The organism is Streptomyces sp. NPDC058758 (assembly GCF_042746075.1).
Taxonomy (GTDB): domain Bacteria; phylum Actinomycetota; class Actinomycetes; order Streptomycetales; family Streptomycetaceae; genus Streptomyces.
In genome coordinates, this window is sequence record NZ_JBHYPS010000024.1 from 28627 (window position 1) to 50638 (window position 22012).

Annotated in this window: 23 protein-coding genes, 2 pseudogenes and 1 riboswitch; of the genes and pseudogenes, 13 read left to right on the forward strand and 12 right to left on the reverse strand. The window is 73.9% G+C overall.

What is annotated here, in order from left to right; genetic code table 11:
• Positions 1-71 precede the first annotated feature (71 nt).
• Together ACFW6A_RS25050 and ACFW6A_RS25055 are read right to left on the reverse strand one after the other, a co-directional pair.
• Entirely contained in the window at positions 72-920 is an 849-nt protein-coding gene (locus ACFW6A_RS25050) for a hypothetical protein (RefSeq protein ID WP_386643089.1), read from the reverse strand.
• Positions 910-1533 (reverse strand): hypothetical protein, encoded by a 624-nt coding sequence (locus ACFW6A_RS25055; RefSeq protein WP_386643091.1) that lies wholly within the window; start codon positions 1531-1533, stop codon positions 910-912. The genes ACFW6A_RS25050 and ACFW6A_RS25055 overlap by 11 nt, the downstream gene beginning before the upstream one ends.
• 530 nt (positions 1534-2063) lie before the next feature.
• Between ACFW6A_RS25055 and ACFW6A_RS25060 the strand changes: the two genes are divergently transcribed.
• Positions 2064-4019 (forward strand): amino acid transporter, encoded by a 1956-nt coding sequence (locus tag ACFW6A_RS25060; protein WP_386643094.1) that lies wholly within the window; start codon positions 2064-2066, stop codon positions 4017-4019.
• Positions 4020-4025: 6 nt separating this feature from the next.
• On the opposite strand, the pseudogene ACFW6A_RS25065 reads toward ACFW6A_RS25060, so the two are convergent.
• A pseudogene (locus ACFW6A_RS25065) lies at positions 4026-4443 on the reverse strand (amino acid permease); the annotation flags it as partial.
• A gap of 201 nt (positions 4444-4644) precedes the next feature.
• Between ACFW6A_RS25065 and ACFW6A_RS25070 the strand changes: the two are divergent.
• Positions 4645-4827, forward strand: a complete 183-nt coding sequence (locus tag ACFW6A_RS25070; RefSeq protein WP_351849468.1) for a hypothetical protein — start codon at positions 4645-4647, stop codon at positions 4825-4827.
• Between the two features lie 281 nt (positions 4828-5108).
• Positions 5109-5519 carry a BlaI/MecI/CopY family transcriptional regulator gene (locus tag ACFW6A_RS25075; protein WP_386643097.1) on the forward strand — a complete coding sequence of 137 codons (411 nt, stop codon included), beginning with the start codon at positions 5109-5111 and terminating at the stop codon, positions 5517-5519.
• 306 nt (positions 5520-5825) lie between these two features.
• Here ACFW6A_RS25075 and ACFW6A_RS25080 read toward each other — a convergent pair whose 3' ends face one another.
• From ACFW6A_RS25080 to ACFW6A_RS25115, 8 genes and pseudogenes are all read right to left on the reverse strand, one after another.
• Positions 5826-6089: a GlsB/YeaQ/YmgE family stress response membrane protein gene (locus ACFW6A_RS25080; protein ID WP_351849464.1), complete on the reverse strand. Its 264-nt coding sequence runs from the start codon at positions 6087-6089 to the stop codon at positions 5826-5828.
• Positions 6090-6134: 45 nt separating this feature from the next.
• On the reverse strand, positions 6135-6590 hold the full coding sequence (locus tag ACFW6A_RS25085; protein ID WP_351849461.1) for a TerB family tellurite resistance protein: 456 nt from the start codon (positions 6588-6590) through the stop codon (positions 6135-6137).
• A 210-nt stretch (positions 6591-6800) separates the two neighbouring features.
• Entirely contained in the window at positions 6801-7841 is a 1041-nt protein-coding gene (locus ACFW6A_RS25090; RefSeq protein ID WP_386643100.1) for a sporulation protein, read from the reverse strand.
• Positions 7842-8149: 308 nt separating this feature from the next.
• The gene (locus tag ACFW6A_RS25095; RefSeq protein ID WP_386486400.1) at positions 8150-8374 is read right to left on the reverse strand and encodes a hypothetical protein; all 225 of its coding nucleotides are present in this window, start codon (positions 8372-8374) and stop codon (positions 8150-8152) included.
• Positions 8375-8478: 104 nt separating this feature from the next.
• Positions 8479-8697: a hypothetical protein gene (locus ACFW6A_RS25100; protein WP_386486403.1), complete on the reverse strand. Its 219-nt coding sequence runs from the start codon at positions 8695-8697 to the stop codon at positions 8479-8481.
• 213 nt (positions 8698-8910) lie between these two features.
• On the reverse strand, positions 8911-9930 hold the full coding sequence (locus ACFW6A_RS25105) for a hemolysin family protein (RefSeq protein WP_386643103.1): 1020 nt from the start codon (positions 9928-9930) through the stop codon (positions 8911-8913).
• A complete protein-coding gene (locus ACFW6A_RS25110) occupies positions 9927-11246 on the reverse strand; it encodes a hemolysin family protein (protein WP_351849453.1) in 1320 nt (439 codons plus the stop codon). The genes ACFW6A_RS25105 and ACFW6A_RS25110 overlap by 4 nt, the downstream gene beginning before the upstream one ends.
• Positions 11247-11403: 157 nt before the next feature.
• Positions 11404-11694, reverse strand: a pseudogene (locus tag ACFW6A_RS25115) (hypothetical protein); the annotation flags it as partial.
• Positions 11695-12283: 589 nt separating this feature from the next.
• On the opposite strand from ACFW6A_RS25115, the gene dhaK reads away from it, so the two are divergent.
• From dhaK to ACFW6A_RS25150, 7 genes are all read left to right on the forward strand, one after another.
• The gene (gene dhaK / locus ACFW6A_RS25120; protein ID WP_351849452.1) at positions 12284-13276 is read left to right on the forward strand and encodes a dihydroxyacetone kinase subunit DhaK; all 993 of its coding nucleotides are present in this window, start codon (positions 12284-12286) and stop codon (positions 13274-13276) included.
• A 7-nt stretch (positions 13277-13283) separates the two neighbouring features.
• Positions 13284-13895 carry a dihydroxyacetone kinase subunit DhaL gene (gene dhaL / locus ACFW6A_RS25125; RefSeq protein WP_386643107.1) on the forward strand — a complete coding sequence of 204 codons (612 nt, stop codon included), beginning with the start codon at positions 13284-13286 and terminating at the stop codon, positions 13893-13895.
• Positions 13892-14299, forward strand: a complete 408-nt coding sequence (locus ACFW6A_RS25130; RefSeq protein ID WP_351849447.1) for a PTS fructose transporter subunit IIA — start codon at positions 13892-13894, stop codon at positions 14297-14299. Before dhaL ends, ACFW6A_RS25130 begins: the two co-directional genes overlap by 4 nt.
• 275 nt (positions 14300-14574) lie before the next feature.
• Positions 14575-14797: riboswitch (cobalamin riboswitch) on the forward strand.
• A 28-nt stretch (positions 14798-14825) separates the two neighbouring features.
• Positions 14826-15524, forward strand: coding sequence for an energy-coupling factor ABC transporter permease (locus ACFW6A_RS25135; protein WP_351849444.1), 699 nt, complete (start codon positions 14826-14828; stop codon positions 15522-15524).
• A complete protein-coding gene (locus ACFW6A_RS25140) occupies positions 15521-15880 on the forward strand; it encodes an energy-coupling factor ABC transporter substrate-binding protein (protein ID WP_351849441.1) in 360 nt (119 codons plus the stop codon). The genes ACFW6A_RS25135 and ACFW6A_RS25140 overlap by 4 nt, the downstream gene beginning before the upstream one ends.
• A gap of 6 nt (positions 15881-15886) precedes the next feature.
• Positions 15887-16636 (forward strand): cobalt ECF transporter T component CbiQ, encoded by a 750-nt coding sequence (gene cbiQ / locus ACFW6A_RS25145; RefSeq protein ID WP_386643112.1) that lies wholly within the window; start codon positions 15887-15889, stop codon positions 16634-16636.
• Positions 16633-17475 carry an ATP-binding cassette domain-containing protein gene (locus ACFW6A_RS25150; RefSeq protein ID WP_351849435.1) on the forward strand — a complete coding sequence of 281 codons (843 nt, stop codon included), beginning with the start codon at positions 16633-16635 and terminating at the stop codon, positions 17473-17475. Before cbiQ ends, ACFW6A_RS25150 begins: the two co-directional genes overlap by 4 nt.
• 144 nt (positions 17476-17619) lie before the next feature.
• On the opposite strand, the gene ACFW6A_RS25155 is transcribed toward ACFW6A_RS25150, so the two are convergent.
• Positions 17620-17760, reverse strand: a complete 141-nt coding sequence (locus tag ACFW6A_RS25155) for a hypothetical protein (protein WP_386643115.1) — start codon at positions 17758-17760, stop codon at positions 17620-17622.
• 140 nt (positions 17761-17900) lie between these two features.
• Between ACFW6A_RS25155 and ACFW6A_RS25160 the strand changes: the two genes are divergently transcribed.
• The 3 genes from ACFW6A_RS25160 to ACFW6A_RS25170 all read left to right on the forward strand — a co-directional run bounded on the left by ACFW6A_RS25160 (position 17901) and on the right by ACFW6A_RS25170 (position 22012).
• Positions 17901-19925, forward strand: a complete 2025-nt coding sequence (locus ACFW6A_RS25160) for an NADPH-dependent 2,4-dienoyl-CoA reductase (RefSeq protein ID WP_351849431.1) — start codon at positions 17901-17903, stop codon at positions 19923-19925.
• A gap of 29 nt (positions 19926-19954) precedes the next feature.
• On the forward strand, positions 19955-20494 hold the full coding sequence (locus ACFW6A_RS25165; protein WP_351849428.1) for a PadR family transcriptional regulator: 540 nt from the start codon (positions 19955-19957) through the stop codon (positions 20492-20494).
• Between the two features lie 126 nt (positions 20495-20620).
• A complete protein-coding gene (locus tag ACFW6A_RS25170) occupies positions 20621-22012 on the forward strand; it encodes an FAD-dependent monooxygenase (protein WP_351849424.1) in 1392 nt (463 codons plus the stop codon).

The window sequence follows — 22012 nt, forward strand, 5'->3', positions numbered from 1 at the left end:
AGTCCGGGAACGCGAAAGCCCCCCGGGCGAGGGGCTCGGGGGGCCGGCGGAGGACGCGTGCGGCGCTCTGTTCAGCGCTTCCGGAAGGCACGGAGCAAACGTGCTGTGTGCCTCTCGGCGCCGGGGTCGAGGACGAACAGCGGCAGGGCGTGGACGGAGTGGTGCCAGAAGGAGATGCCCATCGTCGCCTTGATGGACGCGTGGAAGGCCAGGGAGGACAGACCCACCGCGCGGGGATGCTTCCGCAGGGCGATCTGCGCGGCCGGGAAGAGGAGTTCGAAGGCGAGGGTGGCGGCGCTGGCGGCCGCTGCCACCGTCACGGGCCGCCGGCTGAGCCACTTGCCGGCCCGGTTGCCCAGCTCGGCCCAGCTCCCGCGCAGAGTTCGGCCGTCGGCCCAGGCCGGCCCGCTCAACAACACCTTGGAGAGGCCGGACTGGAAGTAGAGGCAGCCGTAGTACAGCCGCATGGCGAGGAGCACGGCGGTGGCCACCTCGGACGACGGTCCGTCGCCCTCCGCCCCCTCCCCGGCGGCTTCGGCGAGGCTGCCGCGCGAGTCGGTCAGGGAGAGCAGGAGCAGGTAGACGTTGAGGTTGGAGTTGTAGTTCCACGCCCTCTCGTCGAACTGCGCCACGTGCCGCTGTACGGCGGCGAAGGCGGCGTTGGCCGCGAACTTGAGGGCCTTGCTCTCGGCACCCAGCGTCCAGGCGGCCGTCGACACGAACGCGAGCCGCCGCAGGGCCTCGTACTGCTCGGCGCTCAGTCGCCCGGGGCGCGGGTCCTCCCCGTCCTCCTTCCGGCTCCACTCGTCGACGAGGGCGTCCCCGGGCGGCAGGTGCCAGAGCGTGTTCAGGATCGCCAGGCCGGTGGTGAGCCGGGCCAGTGCGAGGCGCTGACGCGCCCCGGTGGTCTCAAGCGGCATGTCCCGCCTCCTCCTTCTCCTCGGTCTCCTCGGTCTCCTCGGCCTCCTCGGCGAAGGGCACGGCGAACCGCCACAGCTCCGCCTCCGGCTGCTCGGCGACGACCCCCTCGGGGTCGTACCGGTGGACCAGCTCGGCCGAGGTGACCGAGGTCCGGTCGAAGGGCGAGCAGGTCCGGAAGTCGACCTCGACGAAGTACAGCTCCATCGCGACGAACCGCCGTCCGGGTCCGGCCGAGAACGACGCCTTCACCTCGTCCCAGGCCCGCCATCCGCGCCGGTTCAGCCGCTCCAGCGCCTGCCGGCAGAACCGGTCCCGGACCTCGACGTCGTCCTGCGCGTGGAAGACCCGCTCCAGGACGGACACCACCCGGAAGAACTCCAGCGGCAGCAGCGACCAGGGATCGGTGGGCCCGACGGTCCCTCCGTCGTCGGTGACGAGCCGGACGCGCATCTGCAGCGCCTGGTCCCGCTTGTGGTACGCGAACATGTTGAAGGTGCAGAACGGCCACCGGTTGGTGTTGAGGACCGTGTGCACCACCTGGCCGGCGAGATAGACGGACGTCCCCGCGAGGATCGCCCGGCTGAGCAGCTTGGCCCGGGGTGTTGGGGACACGTGCGCTCTCTTTCGATGGGACGCGTACGCCGCCCATGCCGGCGCACACTGCGGTCACCGTCGAGTCTCGGCACCCCTGCGCGCGGGCGGAACCCGCAACCCCTGGCATCAACCGCTCCTGGCACCGTCCTGCCGACCGTTCGGGCCCCGGCCCGGCTCACACCGAACTCCTCGCGGCAGGTGGTGGCCGAGCCTCCCAGGTCGCGGGCGACACCGGGCCGTGCCTCCGGCGGCGGTGCGCAGGACGGCCGCCTCGGCGTCAGCCCGCCAGGAAGGGGGCGAGGACCGGGACCGCCACGGCGGTCACGTCCCGGAACGGCATGCGCATCGTCGGCCTCCTCGAAGGCCTCCCCATGTCGGGGACGCCTCAGGGCTGCGCCCGGTGTGAGGAAGCCGACGCCCGACCCGCGGATCTTGACGCTTCCCTGACGCGCTCGACGGACGGACCGTCTCACCCGCTGCTTACGCTGGCTCGGCCGCGCGACCAGCGGCCGGAATCCCTTCGCCGAGCAGACCCCAGGAGCACCCCCATGCCCACCACGGACGAGACGCGCGGCAGCAGGCTGCGCGCGTGGATGCTGGAGGGCCTGTCCGACATGGGCAAGGGGAAACCCTCGCGCCCGAAGGAGACGGCCCCGGACGCCGGGCACCAGGGGCAGCCCTGGTGGCGGGTGATGTGCCTGACCGGCGTCGACTACTTCTCGACCCTCGGCTACCAGCCCGGCATCGCCGCGCTCGCCGCGGGCCTGCTCTCCCCCGTCGCCACCGTCGTGCTGGTGCTCGTCACCCTGGCGGGCGCGCTGCCGGTCTACCGGCGGGTGGCCGAGGAGTCCCCGCACGGCGAGGGCTCGATCGCGATGCTGTCGCGGCTGCTGTCCTTCTGGAAGGGCAAGCTCTTCGTCCTCACCCTGCTCGGCTTCGCCGCCACCGACTTCCTCATCACCATCACCCTGTCCGCCGCCGACGCCTCCACCCACCTGGTGGAGAACCCGCACCTGGAATCGGCGCTCCACGACAAGCAGGTGATCATCACCCTGGTCCTGATCGCGCTGCTCGGCGCGGTCTTCCTCAAGGGCTTCCTGGAGGCCATCGGCGTCGCCGTCGCCCTCGTCGGGATCTATCTCGCGCTCAACGCCGTCGTCGTCGTGACCGGCCTGTGGCAGGTGATCACCGAGGGGCACGTCGTCACCGACTGGACGGCGGCCCTGACGCAGGAGCACGGCAACGTCTTCGTCATGATCGGCGTCGCGCTGATCGTCTTCCCCAAGCTCGCCCTCGGCCTGTCCGGCTTCGAGACCGGCGTCGCGGTCATGCCCCACGTCAAGGGCGCCCCCGACGACACCGAGGCGCGGCCCGCCGGCCGGATCAGCGACACCAAGAAGCTCCTGACCACCGCCGCGCTCATCATGAGCGTCTTCCTCATCTGCACCAGCTTCATCACCACCGTCCTCATCCCGCACGAGGAGTTCGAGTCCGGCGGCAAGGCCAACGGACGCGCGCTCGCCTACCTCGCCCACGAGTACCTGGGCAACGCCTTCGGCACCGTCTACGACGTGTCCACGATCGCGATCCTGTGGTTCGCGGGCGCCTCCGCGATGGCCGGACTGCTCAACCTCATGCCCCGCTACCTCCCCCGGTACGGCATGGCCCCGCACTGGGCGCGGGCCGTGCGCCCCATGGTCATCGTCTTCACCCTGATCGCCTTCCTGGTGACCTGGATCTTCGACGCCGACGTCGACGCCCAGGGCGGCGCCTACGCCACCGGCGTCCTCGTCCTGATCTGCTCGGCCGCCATCGCCGTCACCATCGCCGCCCGCAAGGCCGGCCAGCGCGGCTGGACGATCGGCTTCGGGATCATCGCCGCGGTCTTCCTGTACACCACCGTCCTCAACGTCATCGAGCGCCCGGACGGCGTGAAGATCGGCGCCTGCTTCATCGCCGGCATCATCCTCGTCTCCCTCCTCTCCCGTCTCGGCCGCGCCTTCGAGCTGCGCGTCACCCACGTCGAACTCGACGACCTGGCGGAACGCTTCATCAGGGACATCTCCCACCGCACCCCCCGCTTCATCGCCAACGAACCCGGTGCGCGGGACGTCGACGAGTACCGCGACAAGACCGAGCAGATCCGCGCCGACAACGAGCTGCCCGCCACCGACGACTTCGTCTTCGTGGAGGTGACCGTCACCGACCCGTCCGAGTTCGAGGCCGGGCTGACGGTCAGGGGCGAGGTCCTGCACGGCCGCTACCGGGTCCTCACCGTCGAGTCCTCCTCCGTCCCCAACGCGCTCGCCGCCCTCCTCCTGCACTCCCGCGACCTCACCGGCACCCGCCCGCACATCTACTTCGAGTGGACCGAGGGCAACCCCTTCGCCAACTTCTTCCGCTTCTTCCTCCTCGGGCGGGGCGAGGTCGCCCCCACCACCCGCGAGGTGCTGCGCGAGGCGGAACCCGACCGGGACCGCCGCCCCCGCGTGCACGTCGGCTGACCGGGCGGCCGTCAGCAGCGCCGCCACGCCCGCCGTCACGGCCACGGTCACGTTCGGCACGTGGCCGAGGACCAGCGAAGCCCGCAGCAACCAGGCTCGTCCGCCGGCCCGGGTACGCCTTCGCCACGGCACAGGAACCGCCGCCCTCCGGGAACGCCGCGATGACCTGCCGGTACGAGGAGGCCACCGGCACCGCCAGCAGACCCGCGACGGCCAGCGGCACCGGCACGGTGAACCCGAGCCCGTGCCCGCCGGGCGCCGCCGGCACCAGCACGATCGCCTCGGGGCCGTACGCCACCGACGCCATCGCGTCCAGCGACAGGGCCGCCGGCCCGGTGACGACCGTCAGCTTGTGCCGCGCCCCGGTATCGGGAGGCTCCTGGGCAGCGGGTACGGCGTGCTTCTCGGCGGTCGCGGCGGTCATGCGGGGGGGCTCCTTCGGATCTGACTCCGCCCAGCGTCCGCTCCCGCCCCGGACACGTCTCCCTTTCCTGGCGCGTTCCTGACACCACGTGGGCCGCCCCTGACACCTCCTTGACAGACCCGACCGGGTCGGACGTCAGAGACACGTGAAGACTTCCCGGGCCGGCGGCCGATCGACAGGGGCACGCCCTACAGTCGGCCCATGAGCCGTCCCGAGGGCCGCCTGGCCTCCGACCGCCGCGTGCGGCGCCGCTCGGTCACGCTCGTCGGCGGCGCCTTCCTCGCGAGTTCCTCCGGGCTGGCCCTCGACAGCATGTGGCTGCTCGGCGCCGGGGCGTGGCTCCTCATCGCGGCCGTCCTCCTGGAACTGGTCTACCGCCCCTGACCGGCCCCGGCGCCCCCGAGCGCGGACCGGTTGCCCGCGGCCGGTCCGCCGTGCCGGAACAACTGTGGTTCGGCAGGGTGGAGCGGTGACGGGAGGAGGGGGTGCGGAAGGTGGCGCCGGGCCGGCCGCTCGCCGCGACACCGGTCCCGACGGGGCCGGTAACGCGCTCTCGCGGTCGCCGTGGCCCGGCTCCTCCGTGGACGGTGGGGAACGGGAGGCGGTCAGTACGATGAACCGCGCTCGCGGAGGCAGGCGGCGCCTGGACGTGGGAGGCCGAGGGGATGACGGACCGCAGGGGCGCCGGCGGGGCGGCTCCGCGCAGGCGGGGGCAGGGGGAGCTGGAGACGCAGGTGCTGGCCGCGTTGCGCGCGGCGCCGGGGGCGGTGGCCGCGGGGTGGGTGCGGGAGCGGCTCGGCGGCGATCTCGCCTATACGACGGTGGTGACCATCCTGACCCGGCTTCACGTCAAGGGGGCGGTGACGCGGGAGCGGTCGGGGCGTTCGTTCCGGTGGACGGCCGTCGCGGACGAGGCGGGTCTGGCCGCGCTGCGGATGCGCCGGGTGCTCGACTCCGAGTCCGATCGCGAGGCCGTGCTCACGAGTTTCGTGAGCACGCTGTCCCCGGGCGACGAGCGGTTGTTGCGTGCGCTGCTGGACGCCGCGGAGGAATCGGAGGAGGAGGAGGAAGGCTAGGGCCATGGGGCGGTCTTCGTCTTCCTGCCGCCGGTACCGCCGTCGACGGCCCGGCCCGCTTCGCCGACGCCGCCGGGCCGGTGCCGCGCCGGGTGACGGCCCTGCTCCGGCCCGCTCCTTCTCCCCGGATCCGGCCACCCGCTTTCACCGCCGTCGGACCGGCCGCCCGGGGCGCGACCGCGGGACGACCGTCTCGGCGCCGTCCTCGGCGAACTTGGCGGTGACGCTCTCTTCTTCGTCCTGCACGCCGCCGCAGCCATGGGAGAGGAGGGGTACCGCCCCGTCAGGGCGGCGCCCCTTCCCGCCTCATGCGCGTGCCCTGAACCTCTCCAGGGCGGCGACGCCCGCCGCCGCCAGGCCGATCTGGATGATCCATTCGATCCAGTCGACGCCCTTGGTGTCCGCGACGCCCAGGCCGGCCGCGAGGGCGGTGCCGACGAGGGCGGCGGCGATGCCGACGGCGATGGTCCACAGCACCCCGATCCGCTGACGGCCGGGCAGGACGAGCCGCCCGAGGGTTCCGACGACGACGCCGACGACGATCGCGCTGATGATGCCCGAGATCTCCATGCCTGCTCTTTCCGGTGGGGCGTACGGCGGCGGTTCCGGCGCCGGTTACAGGTCGAACTCGTGCGGCGGCAGGTCGAGCGTGAAGCACGCCTCCCGCACGACGGCCTGCTCGGTCTTGTCGAAGTCGCCGTCGGCGCCGCCGATGACGATGCCGATCTGGATCACGGCGCGGGCCTCGGCCGGCTTCTTCTTCGCCTTGGCGATCTCCTGGAGCACGCTGACCTTGCCGAAGTCGAAGTCGGCGGTCAGCTTGTCCAGGTTGCCGTCGAACCGGCGCTGGAGATCCGCCGCGTCGAAGTTCTGCAGCACCTCGTTGGTCGCGATGAGCTGGGCGACCCGCCGGCGCTCCGACGGGTCGATGCTGCCGTCGGCGGCGGCCACCAGGGCGCACATCGCCATGGACGCGTCGCGGAAGGCTCCGGACTTGAGGTCGTTCTTCTTCGCCGTCAGCTGCGTCTGCATCGTCGACGCGGACTCCTTGATGCGGTCCCACAGGGCCACCGGGAACTCCCTCACGCTTGGAGGGCCGCCCGGGCCGGGTGGGGGGTGTGGCCCGGGCGAACCCAACTTCTACATTACTGTAGAAGTTATCAGGTGTGGGTGGAGACGAGTCGGCGGACCGGCGGGGCGGCCTCCTTCGCGAGCCGCTCCTCCGGCCCGGCGCCCCCGCGGCGAAGCGCGTCCCCACCGGAGCGCCGGACCGGGGGCAATTCAGCCCTCGTCGCCCTCGCCCTCCCCCTCGTCGTCGCCCTCGAAGAAGTCGCCCACCTCGTCGACGACTTCGGCGGCCACCATGCCGCCGACCACGCCGACGGCCAGGCCCGCGGCGCCGGCGGCGACCGCCGTCCCCACGCCCGGGCCGGAGTGGCGACCGTCACCGTGGTGGCCGCCGTGACCGTACGCGTCCTTGTGACCGTGGCCGCCGTGACCGCCCTGGGCGAAGAGCGCGCCGCCCGCCTGGCCGTGCGCACCGTGCGGGGCGCGGTGCTCGACGAGCCGGCGGATCCAGCCGTCGACCTCCGCGTTCCAGTCCGTGCGGTCGACGTCGTGGTGGCCGACGGCGTGGCGGTTCAGGGCGTCGTGGCCCTCGGAGAGGAAGCCGCCGCGCTTGTCGGCCTCCAGGACCACCTCCAGGACGGCGGGGCCCGCGAGGAAGGTCACCTCGATCTCGTCGACCTGGTGGGCGTACCGCGGCGCCGGGGTCAGTTCGATCTCCTGGTAGAAGGGGAGCTGCTGGCCCGTCCCGCCGATGCGGCCGAGTTCCAGGTCGGCGGACTTGAAGCCGAAGCCGAGCTGCCCGAGCGCCTCCAGGACCGCCTCCTGGGCGGGCAGGGGGCGGACGGCGAGCGGGTCGAGGTCGCCCTTGTCCTTGGCGCCGGCGACGCCGAGTTCGGTACGGACGCCGAGCACGATGCCCAGGTCCTGCCCGTACAGCTCGGTGATCGGCGTCTCCCACGGCAGCGCGAAGGAGAACGGCACGCTGCGGCGCTCACCCTCGGCCAGACGGAAGCCGCCCGCGACGACGTGCTGGTGGAAGGCGACCACGCCCTCCGCCTCGCCTTCGTCGTACTCGGCCTCCACGCGGGCGACGAGCTCCAGGGTGATGTGCTCGATCGCGAAGTCGGCGTTGCCGCCCTGGAGGTGGACCTGTCCGGCGACGGTGCCGCCGGGTGCAACCGCGCCCGGGTCGAGCACGGTGTCCACCGAGGGGCCCCCTACGCCGAGCGAGCCGAGCAGACGCTTGAACACCATCGGGCGTTCACTCCTTCATGTCGCTTGTGTGGTCGAGCAGTTCGGCCGATGCACCCACCCACCGACCGTCTACATTCGTGTAGAAGCATAGGGGTGCGGCGGCCGGCCCGGCGCCGCTCGACGCACGCCGGCCCCGTACCGCCCCACGCCGGACCGTGGCACCGGGCGAAGGGGATACGAGCAGGTGAACGCGACGGGAACCGACGGCCCCGCAGGCGGCCCCGGGGACACGTCCGCCGAGGGGACGGACGCCGTCGCCGGCATCCGGCGGGCGGCGGAGCGGCTCTCCGCGCGGCGGGGGCCGTCGGTCAGGGAGCGGCCGGGTCGTAGCCGTACCGGAGTTCCCCGGACGAGCGGCCGTCGCGGCGGTAGACGTGGACGGCCGCCACCCGCATGCCGTCCCCGGCCCCCTCCACCTCGCAGGGGTACGTCACCTGGAGGAGACCGGGCCGGCCCCGGAGCCGTACGCGCACCCCGTCGGCCGGGCCTCCGGAGAGCAGGGCCGATTCCCGGTCCGGCGTGTCGTACGCCATGTGCGGTCACCTCGGATGTGTGAGTGGGTCGAGCGGGGACGAGGGGAACGACGACGGCGTCCGGCGCCCTTGCGAGCCGAGGGCGCCGGACGCGAGGAGAGCGGCTACCCGGCGGCGTTCAGGGCGGCGAGCGCCTGGGCCCAGCGCGCGTACTTCAGCTCCGCCAGGTCGGCGACGGTCTTGACGCCGAACGCCTCCTCCAGGAGCTCGCCGTCCCGGTCGGAGACGCCCTTCAGGGCGGCCACCGGCGCGGCCAGGATCTCCGCCAGCCCCTTGTCCACCCACGCCGAGTCCAGCACCTTGTCGAGATCGATCGAAGCCATGTCCAACCCTCCGGGACGAGAAGGCGCGACCACCGCACCTTCTACAAGGATGTAGAAAATACGAGCTCCGCCTTCCCTCTCAAGGGCCTGATCGAGTCTTCGCCAAGAACGGCTGAAAGTGCCGCCTCGCGCGGCCCGCTCCGCTCCCGGCGGCGCGGACACGCCCTGGTGTGTCCGCGCCGCCCGCGGGTGGGTACGGGGCCGCCCGGGCCGTCAGGCCGTCTGCGGCCCCATGATCCGGACCAGGAGGTCGTCCAGGCTGACCAGGCCGGTGAGCCGGCCCTCGGCGTCGCGGACGAGGGCGAGGAAGGCACGGCGCCGGCGGAGGTGCTCGATGGCCTCGGAGACCGTGTCGGTGCCGGCCAGCTCCGGTACGGGGCGGGCGAGGGCCCCGGCGGTCAGCTCCCGGCCCCGGGTGCGGGCGACGAGGACGTCGCGCGCGTGCACCGAGCCGAGGACGCGGTCGCCGTCCCGGACGAGGAGGCGGGAGCGGTCGGCCTCGGACGCCCGGGCGAGGACCGCGTCGAGTCCGGCACCCGCGTCGACGGCGACGATGTCGGCGGCCGGGGTCTGGAGTGCGGCGACGGGGGTCTGCGGCTCGGTGAGGGAGCGGGTGATGAGCTGCGAGTCGGTCCTGTTGATCAGGCCGAGGCGCTCGGACTCCTCCACCAGGTGGGCGAGCTGCTCGCGGTTGTGGACGGCGGCCAGCTCGTCCCGGGGCTGGACGCGGCACATCCGTACCAGCGCGTTGCTGACCTTGTTGAGCAGCCAGATCAGCGGGCGCACAACCCTGACCACGGCCCGGAACGGCGGGGCGAGCAGCATGGCGGAGCGCTCGGGGCGGGCGATGGCCCAGGACTTGGGGGCCATCTCGCCGAGGACCATGTGGAGGAAGACCACGACGACCATGGCGACGGCGAACGCGATGCCGTAGCTGAGCGCTTCCGGCAGCCCCAGCTCGACGAGCAGCGGGTCGAGTTCGTGGGAGATGGCGGGTTTGGAGATGGCGCCGAGGCCCAGCGTGCAGAGGGTGATGCCGAGCTGGGCGCCGGCGAGCATCAGGGACAGCTCCCGCATGCCGGCGAGGGCGGCCCTGGCACCGCGCCGGCCGTCGGCGACGGCCTTCTCGATGCGGTGGCGCTTGGCGGCGACGAGCGCGAACTCGGCGGCGACGAAGAAACCGCTGCCGACGAGGAGCAGGACGGTGATGAACAGGGCCATGGGGAAGCTCATGCCTGGGTCTCCTCAGTGGGCCGGGAGTCGGTCTTCTCGATGCGCACGCGTCCGGGGACGTGACGGTCGAGACTGAGGACCTCGATGCGGACGCCGTCGACGGTGAGTCCGTCGCCGATGGTCGGGAAGCGGCCGAGGCGGTCGATGACCAGGCCGGCGACGGTGTCGTAGTCGTCGTCCTCGGGCAGGGCGATGCCGGTCGCGTCCTCGACCTCGTCGAGACGGCGGCCCGCGTCGACGCGCCAGCCGTCGCCGTCCGGGACGGCGAGCGCGACGACCGTGTCGCTCTCGTCGGCGATGTCGCCGACCAGTTCCTCGGCGATGTCCTCGTAGGTGACGACGCCGGCGACGCCGCCGTGTTCGTCCAGGACGACGGCGAACTCGTCGTCCGCCTCCCGCATCCGCGCCACCGCCTGCGGCAGCGGCAGCGTGTCGGGCAGCAGCAGCGGCGACCTGTCGGCCTCGCCCGCCGTGAGGCCGTCGAACCGGGCGACGGGCAGCCGGGCGAGGTCGCGCACGCCGAGGACGCCGGCGACGTCGTCCGGGTGGTCGCCGAGGACGGGGTAGTTGGAGTGGCCGTGCCGCGCGATGAGCTCGACCGCCTCGGTGAGCGTGGCGTCCTTGCGGACGAAGACGGCGTCGGCGCGCGGCACCATCACCTCGTCCAGGGTCCGCTCGGAGAACTCCAGGGCGTGGTCGAGCAGCTCGGCGGTGTCGGCCGGGAGCTGCCCCTGTTCGTGGGACTCGCCGATGAGGTGGCTGAGCTCCTCCAGGGTGGCGCCGTGGTGCAGCTCCTCGACCGGCTCGATGCCGACCTTGCGCAGCAGCTTGTTCGCGGCGCCGTCGAAGACGCGGACGACCGGCCCGACGACCTTGAGGTAGAGGAGGGTGGAGGAGGCCAGGGACTTGGCGAGCCGTTCGGGAACGGCGAGCGCCAGGTTCTTCGGCGCGAGCTCGCCCAGGACCATCTGGAGGACGGTGGCGATGACGAAGGCGAGGACGACGGAGATCGCCGACACCGCCCCGGCCGACAGGCCCGTCCCGTCCAGCGCGGGCTCGAGCAGGGCGGAGACGGACGGCTCGGCGAGGAAACCGACGACCAGGCCGGTGACGGTGATGCCGAGCTGGGCGCCGGACAGCATGAAGGAGAGGCGTTCGAGGACCTTCAGGGCGCGGGCCGCGCGCCTGTCGCCGGCCTCGGCCTCACGGGCGAGGGCGATCCGGTCGGCGGCGACGTACGAGAACTCCTGGGCCACGAAGTAGCCGGTGCCGGCGGTCAGGACGAGGACGGCCAGCAGGCCGAGAGCGGCGTTCATCGGCGGCCGCGTCCCTTCGCACAGGCGGAATGCGTCGTTCTGGCGTACAAGCGGGGTCTCCTCGGTGGTGCGGGGGTGGGTGGGCGGGTGGAGAGGGGTGTGCGGCGGACGGCGTGGGCTCGCCCACTCGGGCCGGGGGCGGCGGGGGTCACACGGTGGCAGCGGCCCGGTGGCTGCCGGCGGCGCGCAGGGCGGTGCGGGCGTCGTCGAGCGGGGTGCCGGTCCGGACCCGGGTGACGGAGTGGAGGGCGGTGCGGGGGAAGGGCCGGTCGCGGTCGGCGACGCCGAGAGGGTCCTTGACGCGTATGGAGCCGAGGACGGCCCCGGCGGGGCCGGTGACCGGGAAGCGGGAGCAGCCGGCGCGGGCCGCCGTCCGTTCCGGCCCGGCCGGGGCGATCCGGTGGCCCACGGCGACCATCCGCGCGGCGGGGACGCCCCTCTCGCCGATCAGCATGTGCGCGTACGTCGCCGGGGTCGGGGCGAGCGCGAGAAGGAGCACCTCGGTCACCGTGCCACCCCCGCCCCCGGCTCGACGCGTCAGGACAGGCGGTGGCACGGCTCGTACTGGGAGGCTCACCCATTGCGGGTCGCTCGCTCCTTCTCGTCCTGGGTGGGGATCCGGGCGGGATCGGGCCGGCGGAGACACGGCCTTCTACAACACTGTAAAGGAAAGGCAATCCCCGGATCGAGAGCGAACAGGCCGCCGCCGCGGAAAGCGACGCGGGACACCTGCCCCGGGCCGTGGAGTGCCGCCGGCCGCCGGCCCGGGGCAGGCCCCCGGGCCCCCTCCGCCGCCACCCGGCGGGTTCACCCCTTGCCGGACGCCGGCATTTCCCCGTGCCGCACCCCCGCAAAGCCCACCTGCCCGGCATCGGACTGATCTATCGTCAGGAAGGTCGGCGCCGACTCGGCGGCAGTACCGCGCGGCACCACCCCTCCACACCGGCGACCGTAAAGATCCACAATCCGCCTTACCCATCCTGACCTGCGAAGACCCTGCCCAGCAGCTTGGCTGCCAGTCCCACCAGGAGGTACCCGTGAGGATGCTGATCAACGTGCCCGAGACCGTCGTCGCCGACGGGTTGCGGGGGCTCGCCGCCGCTCATCCCGAGTTGGTCGTGGACGTGGAGCGGCGGGTGGTGGTGCGGCGGGACGCGCCGGTGGCGGGGAAGGTGGCGCTGGTCTCGGGGGGCGGGTCCGGGCACGAGCCGCTGCACGCCGGGTTCGTGGGGCCGGGGATGCTCGACGGGGCGTGCCCCGGGGAGGTCTTCACGTCGCCCGTGCCCGATCAGGTGGTGCGGGCCGCTGCCGCCGTGGACAGCGGGGCGGGGGTGCTGTTCGTGGTGAAGAACTACACGGGGGACGTGCTGAACTTCGAGATGGCGGCCGAGCTCGCCGAGGACGAGGGCATCCAGGTCGCCAAGGTGCTCGTCGACGACGACGTGGCCGTGACGGACAGCCTGTACACGGCGGGGCGGCGCGGGACCGGGGCCACGCTCTTCGTGGAGAAGCTGGCCGGGGCGGCGGCGGACGAGGGCGCGCCGCTGGAGCGGGTGGAGGCGCTGGCGCGGCGGGTGGTCGCGCGGTCGCGGTCGTTCGGCGTGGCGCTGAGCGCCTGCTCCACGCCGGCGAAGGGCGGTCCGACCTTCGACCTGCCGCCGGGCCAGCTGGAGCTGGGCATCGGGATCCACGGCGAGCCGGGGCGGGAGCGGCGCGGGATGATGACCGCCGGGGAGATCGCCGAGGTCGCCGTCGACGCCGTCCTGGACGACCTGCGGCCGTCGGACCCGGTGCTGCTGCTGGTGAACGGGATGGGCGGGACGCCGCTCCTGGAGCTGTACGGCTTCAACGCGGAGGTGCGGCGCGTGCTGGACGCCCGGCGGGTGCCGGTGGCGCGCACGCTGGTCGGGAACTACGTGACCTCGCTCGACATGGCGGGCTGCTCGGTGACCGTGTGCGCGGCCGACGAGGAACTGCTGCGGCTGTGGGACGCGCCGGTGGCGACCCCCGCCCTGCGCTGGGGCCGGTGAGCGGGCGATGACGGGGACGGCGTACGGGGCCGCCTTCGCGGTCCGGTGGATGGAGACGGTGGCGGCGGCGGTCGCGCGGGAGGCCGACCGGCTCACCGAGCTGGACTCCGCGATCGGCGACGCGGACCACGGGGCCAATCTCAAGCGCGGGTTCGCCGCCGTGGCCGAGGCCCTGGCGAAGGAGCCGCCCGCGACGCCGGGCGCGGTCCTCGTGACCGCCGGACGGCTGCTGATCTCGACCGTGGGCGGTGCCTCCGGGCCGCTGTACGGGACGCTGCTGCGGCGGGCCGGGAAGGCGCTCGGGGAGGCCGGGGAGGTCTCGCGGGCGGAGCTGGCGGACGCGCTGGCCGCCGGGGTCGCGGCGGTCGGGCAGCTCGGCGGGGCGGTGCCGGGCGACAAGACGATGCTGGACGCGCTGACGCCGGCGGTGGAGGCGCTGCGCGAGTCCTTCGCCGCCGCGCGGTCCGCGGCGGAGGCCGGCGCGCTCGCGACCGTGCCGCTGCGGGCCCGCAAGGGCCGGGCCAGCTACCTCGGCGAGCGGTCGGTGGGGCACCAGGACCCGGGGGCGACGTCCTCGGCACTGCTGTTCGCCGCCCTGGAGGAGGTGGCGGCCGGATGAGCGGCGGCAGGGTCGGGATCGTCCTGGTCTCGCACAGCGCGGCCGTCGCCGGCGCCGTCGCGGAGCTGGCCCGCGGGCTCGCGGGCGGCGGGGACCTCGCGCCGGTCGCGGCGGCCGGCGGCGCCCCCGACGGCGGTCTCGGTACGAGCTCCGAGCTGATCGCCGCGGCGGCGGAGGCCGTCGACGCGGGCGCCGGGGTGGCCCTCCTGGTGGACCTGGGCAGCGCGGTCCTCACCGTGAAGGCGCTCCTCGCCGAGGGCGACGAACTCCCGGAGGGGGCGCGGCTCGTGGACGCCCCCTTCGTGGAGGGCGCGGTGGCCGCCCTGGTGACGGCGAGCGCCGGCGGCGACCTCGACGCGGTCGCCGCCGCGGCCTCGGAGGCGTACGACTACCGCAAGGTCTGAGCCTCCCGGTCCCGGGGCGTACGACTGCCGCACGGCCTCAGCCTCCTCCACCTGGAGGCATGCGGTCACCGCACGATCCGACCTTCCCGGCTCCGGAGACGTGCGGCCACCGCACGGCCTGGCCCTCCCGGCCCCGGGGGCGTACGACCGCCGGGAGATCCGGTCTCCGTCCCGTCCCGTCCCGTCCGTCCCGTCACGTGCCCACCGGAGCGGGGGCGTGGCGGCGGTGGCGGCCCGCCGGGGCCGGCGGCGCTCCGGAGCGCGAGTGACCGACCCCGCATTGTGATGAAGCAGGTCAACCCACTAATGTCACAGGGCCTTGGTGTTCGGGAAACCGGTGCAGTACCGGTGCGGCCCTCGCCACTGTGATCGGGAGGTCAGGCTCCGTCCCTCCGGGGAAGCCACTGCTCCGCCGCGGGAGACCGTCGTGGGGTGGGAAGGCGGAGTCGGACGTCACTACCGTCAGCCAGGAGACCGGCCAGGGCGCGTTGTCCATCCACGAGGTGCTGGAGAGGGTCTCCCGATCATGCATATAGCCGAGGGGTATCTGCCCCCCGTCCATGCGGCCGCCTGGGGCGTCGCATCGGCTCCGTTCGTCGTCCACGGCGTCCGCGCGCTCACCCGCGAGGTGCGCGCCAACCCCGAGTCCACCCTGCTGCTCGGCGCCTCCGGCGCCTTCACGTTCGTCCTCTCCGCGCTCAAACTGCCGTCGGTGACCGGGAGTTGCTCCCACCCGACGGGCACGGGGCTGGGTGCCATCCTGTTCCGGCCGCCGGTCATGGCGGTGCTCGGCACGATCACCCTGCTGTTCCAGGCGCTGCTCCTCGCCCACGGCGGGCTGACCACACTGGGCGCGAACGCCTTCTCGATGGCGATCGTCGGCCCCTGGGCGGGGTACGGGACGTACCTGCTGTTCCGGCGGTCCGGGGCGCCGCTCATGGTCGGCGTCTTCTTCGGCGCGTTCGTCGCCGACCTCTCCACCTACTGCGTGACCAGCGTCCAGCTGGCCCTCGCGTTCCCCGACCCGGGCAGCGGGGTGGCGGGCTCGCTCGCGAAGTTCGGCGGGATCTTCGCGGTGACGCAGATCCCGCTCGCGGTCAGCGAGGGCCTGCTGACGGTCCTGGTGATGCGGCTGCTCACGCAGTCCAGCAAGGGGGAGCTGCTGCGGCTGGGCGTGCTCGCCCGGCCGAAGGCGGCCGAGCGGCGCGAGGAGGCGGCGGCGTGACCAGCCGGAACGCGAAGATCAACGGCCTGCTGCTCCTGCTGGTGGCCGCGCTGGCCGTGCTGCCGCTGGCGCTCGGTCTCGGCGACCACAAGGAGGAGCCGTTCACCGGTGCCGACGGGGAGGCCGAGACCGCGATCACCGAGATCGAGCCGGACTACGAGCCCTGGTTCTCGCCCCTGTACGAGCCGCCGTCCGGCGAGATCGAGTCGGCGCTGTTCTCGCTCCAGGCGGCGCTCGGGGCCGGCTTCCTCGCCTACTACTTCGGGCTGCGGCGCGGCCGGCGGCAGGGCGAGGAGCGGGCCGCGGCCCGTGTGGAGGGCGGCGCGGCCGCCCCGGACGCGGACAAGGACGCGTAGCCGCCGATGCTGCCGATCGACGCGGCGGCGCACAGCAGTCGCTGGCGCCGCCGCCATCCGGCGGAGAAGGCCGTGCTCGGTTTCGGCCTGACGCTGTGCGCGGTGTGCCTGCCGCCGTGGCCGGGGGCGCTCCTGGTCGCCGCGGCGACCCTCGCCGTGCTGCTCGGTCCGGCCGGCGTGCCCGGCCGGCAGCTGTGGCGGGCCTTCCGGATCCCGCTGGGCTTCTGCGTCACGGGGGCCGTTCCGCTGCTCTTCGCGGTGGGCGGGTCCGGCGGTGCCGTGGCCTGGGCGCCGGACGGTCCGGTCCACGCCGGGGAGCTGCTGCTGCGGACGGCGTCGGCCTCGCTGGGCGTGCTGCTGTTCGCCTTCACCACGCCGGTGTCGGACGTGCTGCCGCGGCTGGTGCGGGCCGGGGTGCCGGCGCCGGTGGTGGACGTGGCCCTGGTGATGTACCGGATCGTGTTCCTGCTGCTCGACGCGCAGGGCAAGGTGCGGCAGGCGCAGGCGGCGCGGCTCGGGGCGACGACCCGGGCCGCGGTGTGGCGCTCGATGGCCGGCCTCGGCGCGACCTCGTTCGTGCGGGCCTTCGACCGGGCGCAGCGGCTCCAGACCGGACTCGCCGGGCGCGGTTACGACGGCACCCTGCGGGTCCTGCTGCCCGAGGCGCCCGTCTCCCGCCCCTTCCTCGCGGCGACGGGCGGCCTCCTCGCGGGGCTCGTCGCCCTCACCCTCGTACTGGAAAGGCTTCTGCCATGACGACCCCCCACCCGGTCGTGGAGCTGGTCGGCGCGGGTTTCGCGTACGAGGACGGGCCCGCCGTCCTCACGGACGTCTCCTTCGCCGTGCGCGAAGGGCGGGCGGTCGCGCTGCTCGGGCGCAACGGCGGCGGGAAGACGACCCTGCTGCGGCTGCTGAGCGGCGGGCTGCGGTGCGCCGGCGGGGCGCTGCTCCTGGACGGGACGGAGGTGGCGTACGACCGGAAGGGGCTGACCCGGCTGCGGACCTCGGTGCAGCTGGTGGTGCAGGACCCGGACGACCAGCTGTTCGCCGCCTCGGTGGCGCAGGACGTGTCCTTCGGGCCGATGAACCTGGGGCTGCCGGAGGACGAGGTGCGGCTCCGGGTGGCGGAGGCGCTGGCGGCGCTGGACATCACGGCGCTGGCGGACCGGCCGACGCACCTGCTGTCCTACGGGCAGCGCAAGCGGGCGGCGATCGCGGGGGCGGTGGCGATGCGCCCCCGGGTCCTGATCATGGACGAGCCGACGGCGGGCCTCGACCCGCACGGGCAGGAGCGGCTCCTGGAGACCCTGGACGGGCTGCGGGCCGCGGGGACGACGGTGGTCATGGCCACGCACGACGTGGACCTGGCGCTGCGCTGGGCCGACGAGGCCGCCGTCCTCTCCCCCGACGGGCTGCGCACCGGCCCTGCGGCCGAGCTGCTGGCGGACGACGCCCTGCTCGACGCGGCGCGGCTGCGCAGGCCGTGGGCGGTGTCGGTCGGGCGGCTGCTGCACGCGCGGGGGCTGCTGCCGGAGGGCGTGCCGGGGCCGCGGACGGCGGAGGACCTGGACGCGCTGCTGGACCGGGTGGGCTGAGCGGGCGGGCCGCCGACGGCGGCGGCGTTCAGTCGGCGGCGGCGGCGTTCAGTCGGCGGCGGCGGCGTTCAGTCGGCGGCGGCGGCGGCGTTCAGTCGTCGTCGGCGGCGGCGGCGTTCAGTCGGCGGCGGCGGACGGCGGCGTTCAGTCGGCGGCGGCGGACGGGGCGGGGAGGCGGAAGCGTTCGACGTCGGGCCGGCGGAAGGCGTGCGCGTACGGCTCGGCGAAGGCGACGTGCCGGAAGTCCACGAAGGCGCCGGACCCGTGCGTGAGCGTCTCTTTCACGCCTCTCGGCGCGGGCACGCCGCACCCCCGCTTCTACCGAGTAGTAACCATCACACCCCGATCCTTCTGCAACTAGTTGCATAAGGGTGCTCGGGTCGCCTACAACAGGATCCGACGATCCCTGCGCGAGGAGGCGCCCCGTGACCGCCACGACCCCGTACCCGCACCTGCTCAGCCCGCTCGACCTGGGCTTCACCACCCTGCCCAACCGGGTGGTCATGGGCTCGATGCACGTCGGCCTGGAGGAGACCGAGCACGGCTTCGAGCGGATGGCCGCCTTCTACGCCGAGCGGGCGCGCGGCGGCGCGGGCCTCATCGTCACCGGCGGCATCGCGCCCAACGAGGCCGGCCGGCCGTGGGACGGCGGCGCCAAGCTGACCACCGCCGAGGAGGCCGCCGAGCACCGGCTGATCACCGACGCCGTGCACGCCGAGGGCGGCCGGATCGCGATGCAGATCCTGCACTTCGGGCGGTACGCCTACCACCCCGCGCTGGTGGCGCCGAGCGCGATCCAGGCGCCCATCAGCCCCTTCGTGCCCAACGAGCTGACCGACGCCGAGGTCGAGCAGACCGTCGAGGACTACGCCCGCTGCGCCGAACTCGCCCGCGAGGCCGGCTACGACGGCGTCGAGGTGATGGGCTCCGAGGGCTACCTCATCAACGAGTTCATCGCCGCCGCCACCAACCACCGCACCGACCGCTGGGGCGGCTCCTACGAGAACCGGGTCCGCTTCCCGCTGGAGATCGTCCGCCGGATCCGCGAGCGGGTCGGCACCGACTTCATCATCGTCTACCGGCTCTCCATGCTGGACCTCGTCCCCGGCGGCTCCACCCTGGAGGAGGTCGTCGCGCTCGCCAAGGAGATCGAGGCGGCCGGCGCCACGATCATCAACACCGGCATCGGCTGGCACGAGGCCCGCATCCCCACCATCGCCACCTCCGTGCCGCGCGGCGCCTACACCTGGGTGACGAAGAAGCTGATGGGCGCGGTGTCCGTGCCGCTCGTCACCAGCAACCGCATCAACACCCCCGAGGTCGCCGAGGAGATCCTGGCCGACGGCCGCGCCGACCTCGTCTCGCTCGCCCGGCCCTTCCTCGCCGACCCCGCCTTCGTGAACAAGGCCGCAGCCGGCCGCTCCGAGACCATCAACACCTGCATCGGCTGCAACCAGGCCTGCCTGGACCACACCTTCAACCTCAAGATCACCTCCTGCCTGGTCAACCCCCGGGCCTGCCACGAGACCGAGCTGGTCCTCTCCCCCACCCGGCTCGCCAAGCGGATCGCCGTCGTCGGCGCCGGACCCGCCGGCCTCTCCTGCGCCGTCTCCGCGGCCGAACGCGGCCACACCGTCACCCTCTTCGACGCCGCCTCCGAGATCGGCGGCCAGCTGAACGTCGCCAAGCGGGTGCCGGGCAAGGAGGAGTTCGACGAGACGCTGCGCTACTTCCGCGTCCAGCTCGCCGAGCACGGCATCGACGTCCGCCTCGACACGCACGTCTCCGCCGCCGACCTGGACGGCTACGACGAGGTCGTCGTCGCCACCGGCGTCACCCCCCGCGACCCCGGCATCGAGGGCCAGGACCACCCGAGCGTGCTCAGCTACCTCGACGTGCTCCGCGACGGCGCCCCCGTCGGCGAGCGGGTCGCGATCATCGGCGCCGGCGGCATCGGCTTCGACGTCGCCGAGTTCCTCACCGACGGCGGCGAGGGCGCGAGCCGGGACCCGGAGACGTACTTCCGCCAGTGGGGCGTCGACACCTCCTACGAGAACCGGGGCGGACTGCGCACGCCCGAGCGGAACGCGCCCCCGCGCCAGGTCCACCTGCTCCAGCGCAAGGCCGCCAAGGTCGGCGCCGGACTCGGCAAGACCACCGGCTGGATCCACCGCACCGAACTCAAGCACCGCGGCGTCGCCATGGTCGCGGGCGTCACCTACGACCGGATCGACGACGAGGGCCTGCACCTCACCGTCGCCGGCGAGCCGCGGGTGCTGCCGGTCGACACCGTCGTCCTCTGCTCCGGCCAGGAACCCCGCCGGGACCTGTACGAGGAGCTGGTCGCCGCCGGCCGCACGGCCCACCTCATCGGCGGGGCCGACGTCGCCGCCGAACTGGACGCCAAGCGGGCGATCGACCAGGGCACCCGGCTCGCCGCCACCCTGTGAGCACGGCGGACCCGGCCTAGGATGCGCGCATGTCCCTCCCGCACGCGATCCTGACCGCGCTGCTCGAGAAGCCGTCCTCCGGCCTCGAACTGACGCGCCGCTTCGACAAGTCGATCGGGTACTTCTGGTCGGCCACGCACCAGCAGATCTACCGCGAGCTGGGACGGCTCGAAGAGGCGGGGCAGATCCGCGCCCTGCCCTCCCCCGGGCCGGTCCGCGGGCAGCGCAAGGAGTACGAAGTGCTGCCCGCGGGGCGGGAGTTCCTGCGGGAGTGGGTCGGCGCGGCCGAGGACCCGAAACCGCTGCGGTCCGCGCTGCTGCTGCGGATGCGGGCCGCGGCGGTCGTCGGCCCGGCCGGGCTCCGGGCCGAGCTGGCACGGCACCTCGCCCTCCACCGGGCCCAGCTCGACGAGTACCTCGCCATCGAGGAGCGCGACTTCCCCGCCGAGCGGCGCGGCGCCGAGCCCGACCGGCTGCGCCACCTCGTGCTGCGCGGCGGCATCGACCTGGAGCGCTTCTGGGTGGAGTGGCTGACCGCCGCCCTGGAGGAACTGGGGCCCGGGGACTAGCCCTCCGCCGTGCCGCGCGCCCGTTCCGCGCCCCTCCGCCCCCGGCGCGCGCGGGGCCGCCGCACCCGCTCCGTGGATACTGGTCGGCATCGGGTCATGGTCCACGACAGACAGGAAAGGGCGGGTATGGCCGACGACTTGGGGCGCCGCGGGACACGTCACGCGGTGGTCATCGGGGGAAGTCTCGCCGGACTGCTGGCGGCGCGGGTGCTCGCGGAACACGCGGAGCGGGTCACGGTCGTCGAGCGCGACCGGCTGCCGGAGGGGCCGGACGCCCGGCCCGGGGTGCCGCAGGGCCGGCACCTGCACGTGCTCATCGAGGGCGGCCAGCAGGCGCTCGACGCGCTGCTGCCCGGCTTCATGGACGAGCTGCGGGAGCTGGGCTCGCCGAAGGTGGCCATGCCGACGGACATGGTGCAGTGGCAGTCCGGCCAGTGGTTCACCCGGCTGCCCGCCTCCGCGCACTTCTACAGCGGCCCCCGGCCCCAGCTGGAGTGGCTGGTGCGGCAGCGGGTGCTCGCCGACCCGCGGATCGAACTCGTCGAGGGCACCGACACGGTGGGGCTGACCGGCACCGCCGCGCGGGTGACGGGCGTGCGGCTGCGGGAGCGCGGCGCGGGCGCCGGGCGGGAGGCCCGTACCCTCGCCGCCGACCTGGTGGTGGACGCCTCCGGGCGGTCGACGAAGGCGGCCGACTGGCTGGCCGCGATCGGCGCCGAGGCGCCGCACGAGGAGACCCTCGACACGGGCCTCGCCTACGCCTCGCGGGTGTACAAGGCGACGGACGCGGTGCCCGACACCGACGCGCAGGGCTACTACATCGTGCCCGGCCCCCGGCAGACCTACGGCGGCGTGATCGTGCCGCTCGGCGACGGCCACCACATCGTCACCCTCTCGGGCCTGCGCGGCGACGAACCGCCCACGGAGGACGGGGCGTTCGAGGAGTACGCGAAGCGGCTGCCGCATCCGGTGGTGAGCGAGTGGGTGGCCGCGGCCGAGCCGGTCACGCCGGTGCACGGCTTCCGGCGGACCGCCAACATCCGCCGCCGGTACGACCGTCCGGGACGCCGCCCGGCCGGCTTCCTCGCCACCGGCGACGCGCTGTGCGCCTTCAACCCGATCTACGGCCAGGGCATGGCGACGGCGGCGCTCGCCGCGGTGGCCCTGCGCCGGGCGCTCGCGGACACCCGGCGGGTGCCGACGACCCGGCGGGTGCAGCGGGCACTGCTCGACGCGACCCGGCAGGCCTGGGACATCTCGGCGGGCGCGGACAAGAAGATGCCGGGCGCCACGGGCGACGCGGCCCGGCCCCAGCCGCTCGACAAGGTGACCGGCTGGTACCTGGCCCGCGTCCAGGAACGCGCGGCGGGCGACCCGGCGGTCGGGGTGCCCTTCCGTGCCGTCCTCACCCTCAAGGCCCCGCTCACCAGCCTCTTCGCCCCCTCGATGGTCCGGGCCGCGCTCTTCTCCCCGGTCCCCGAGACCCCGGCGGCGCCCCCGCTCCGCAGGGACGCCTGA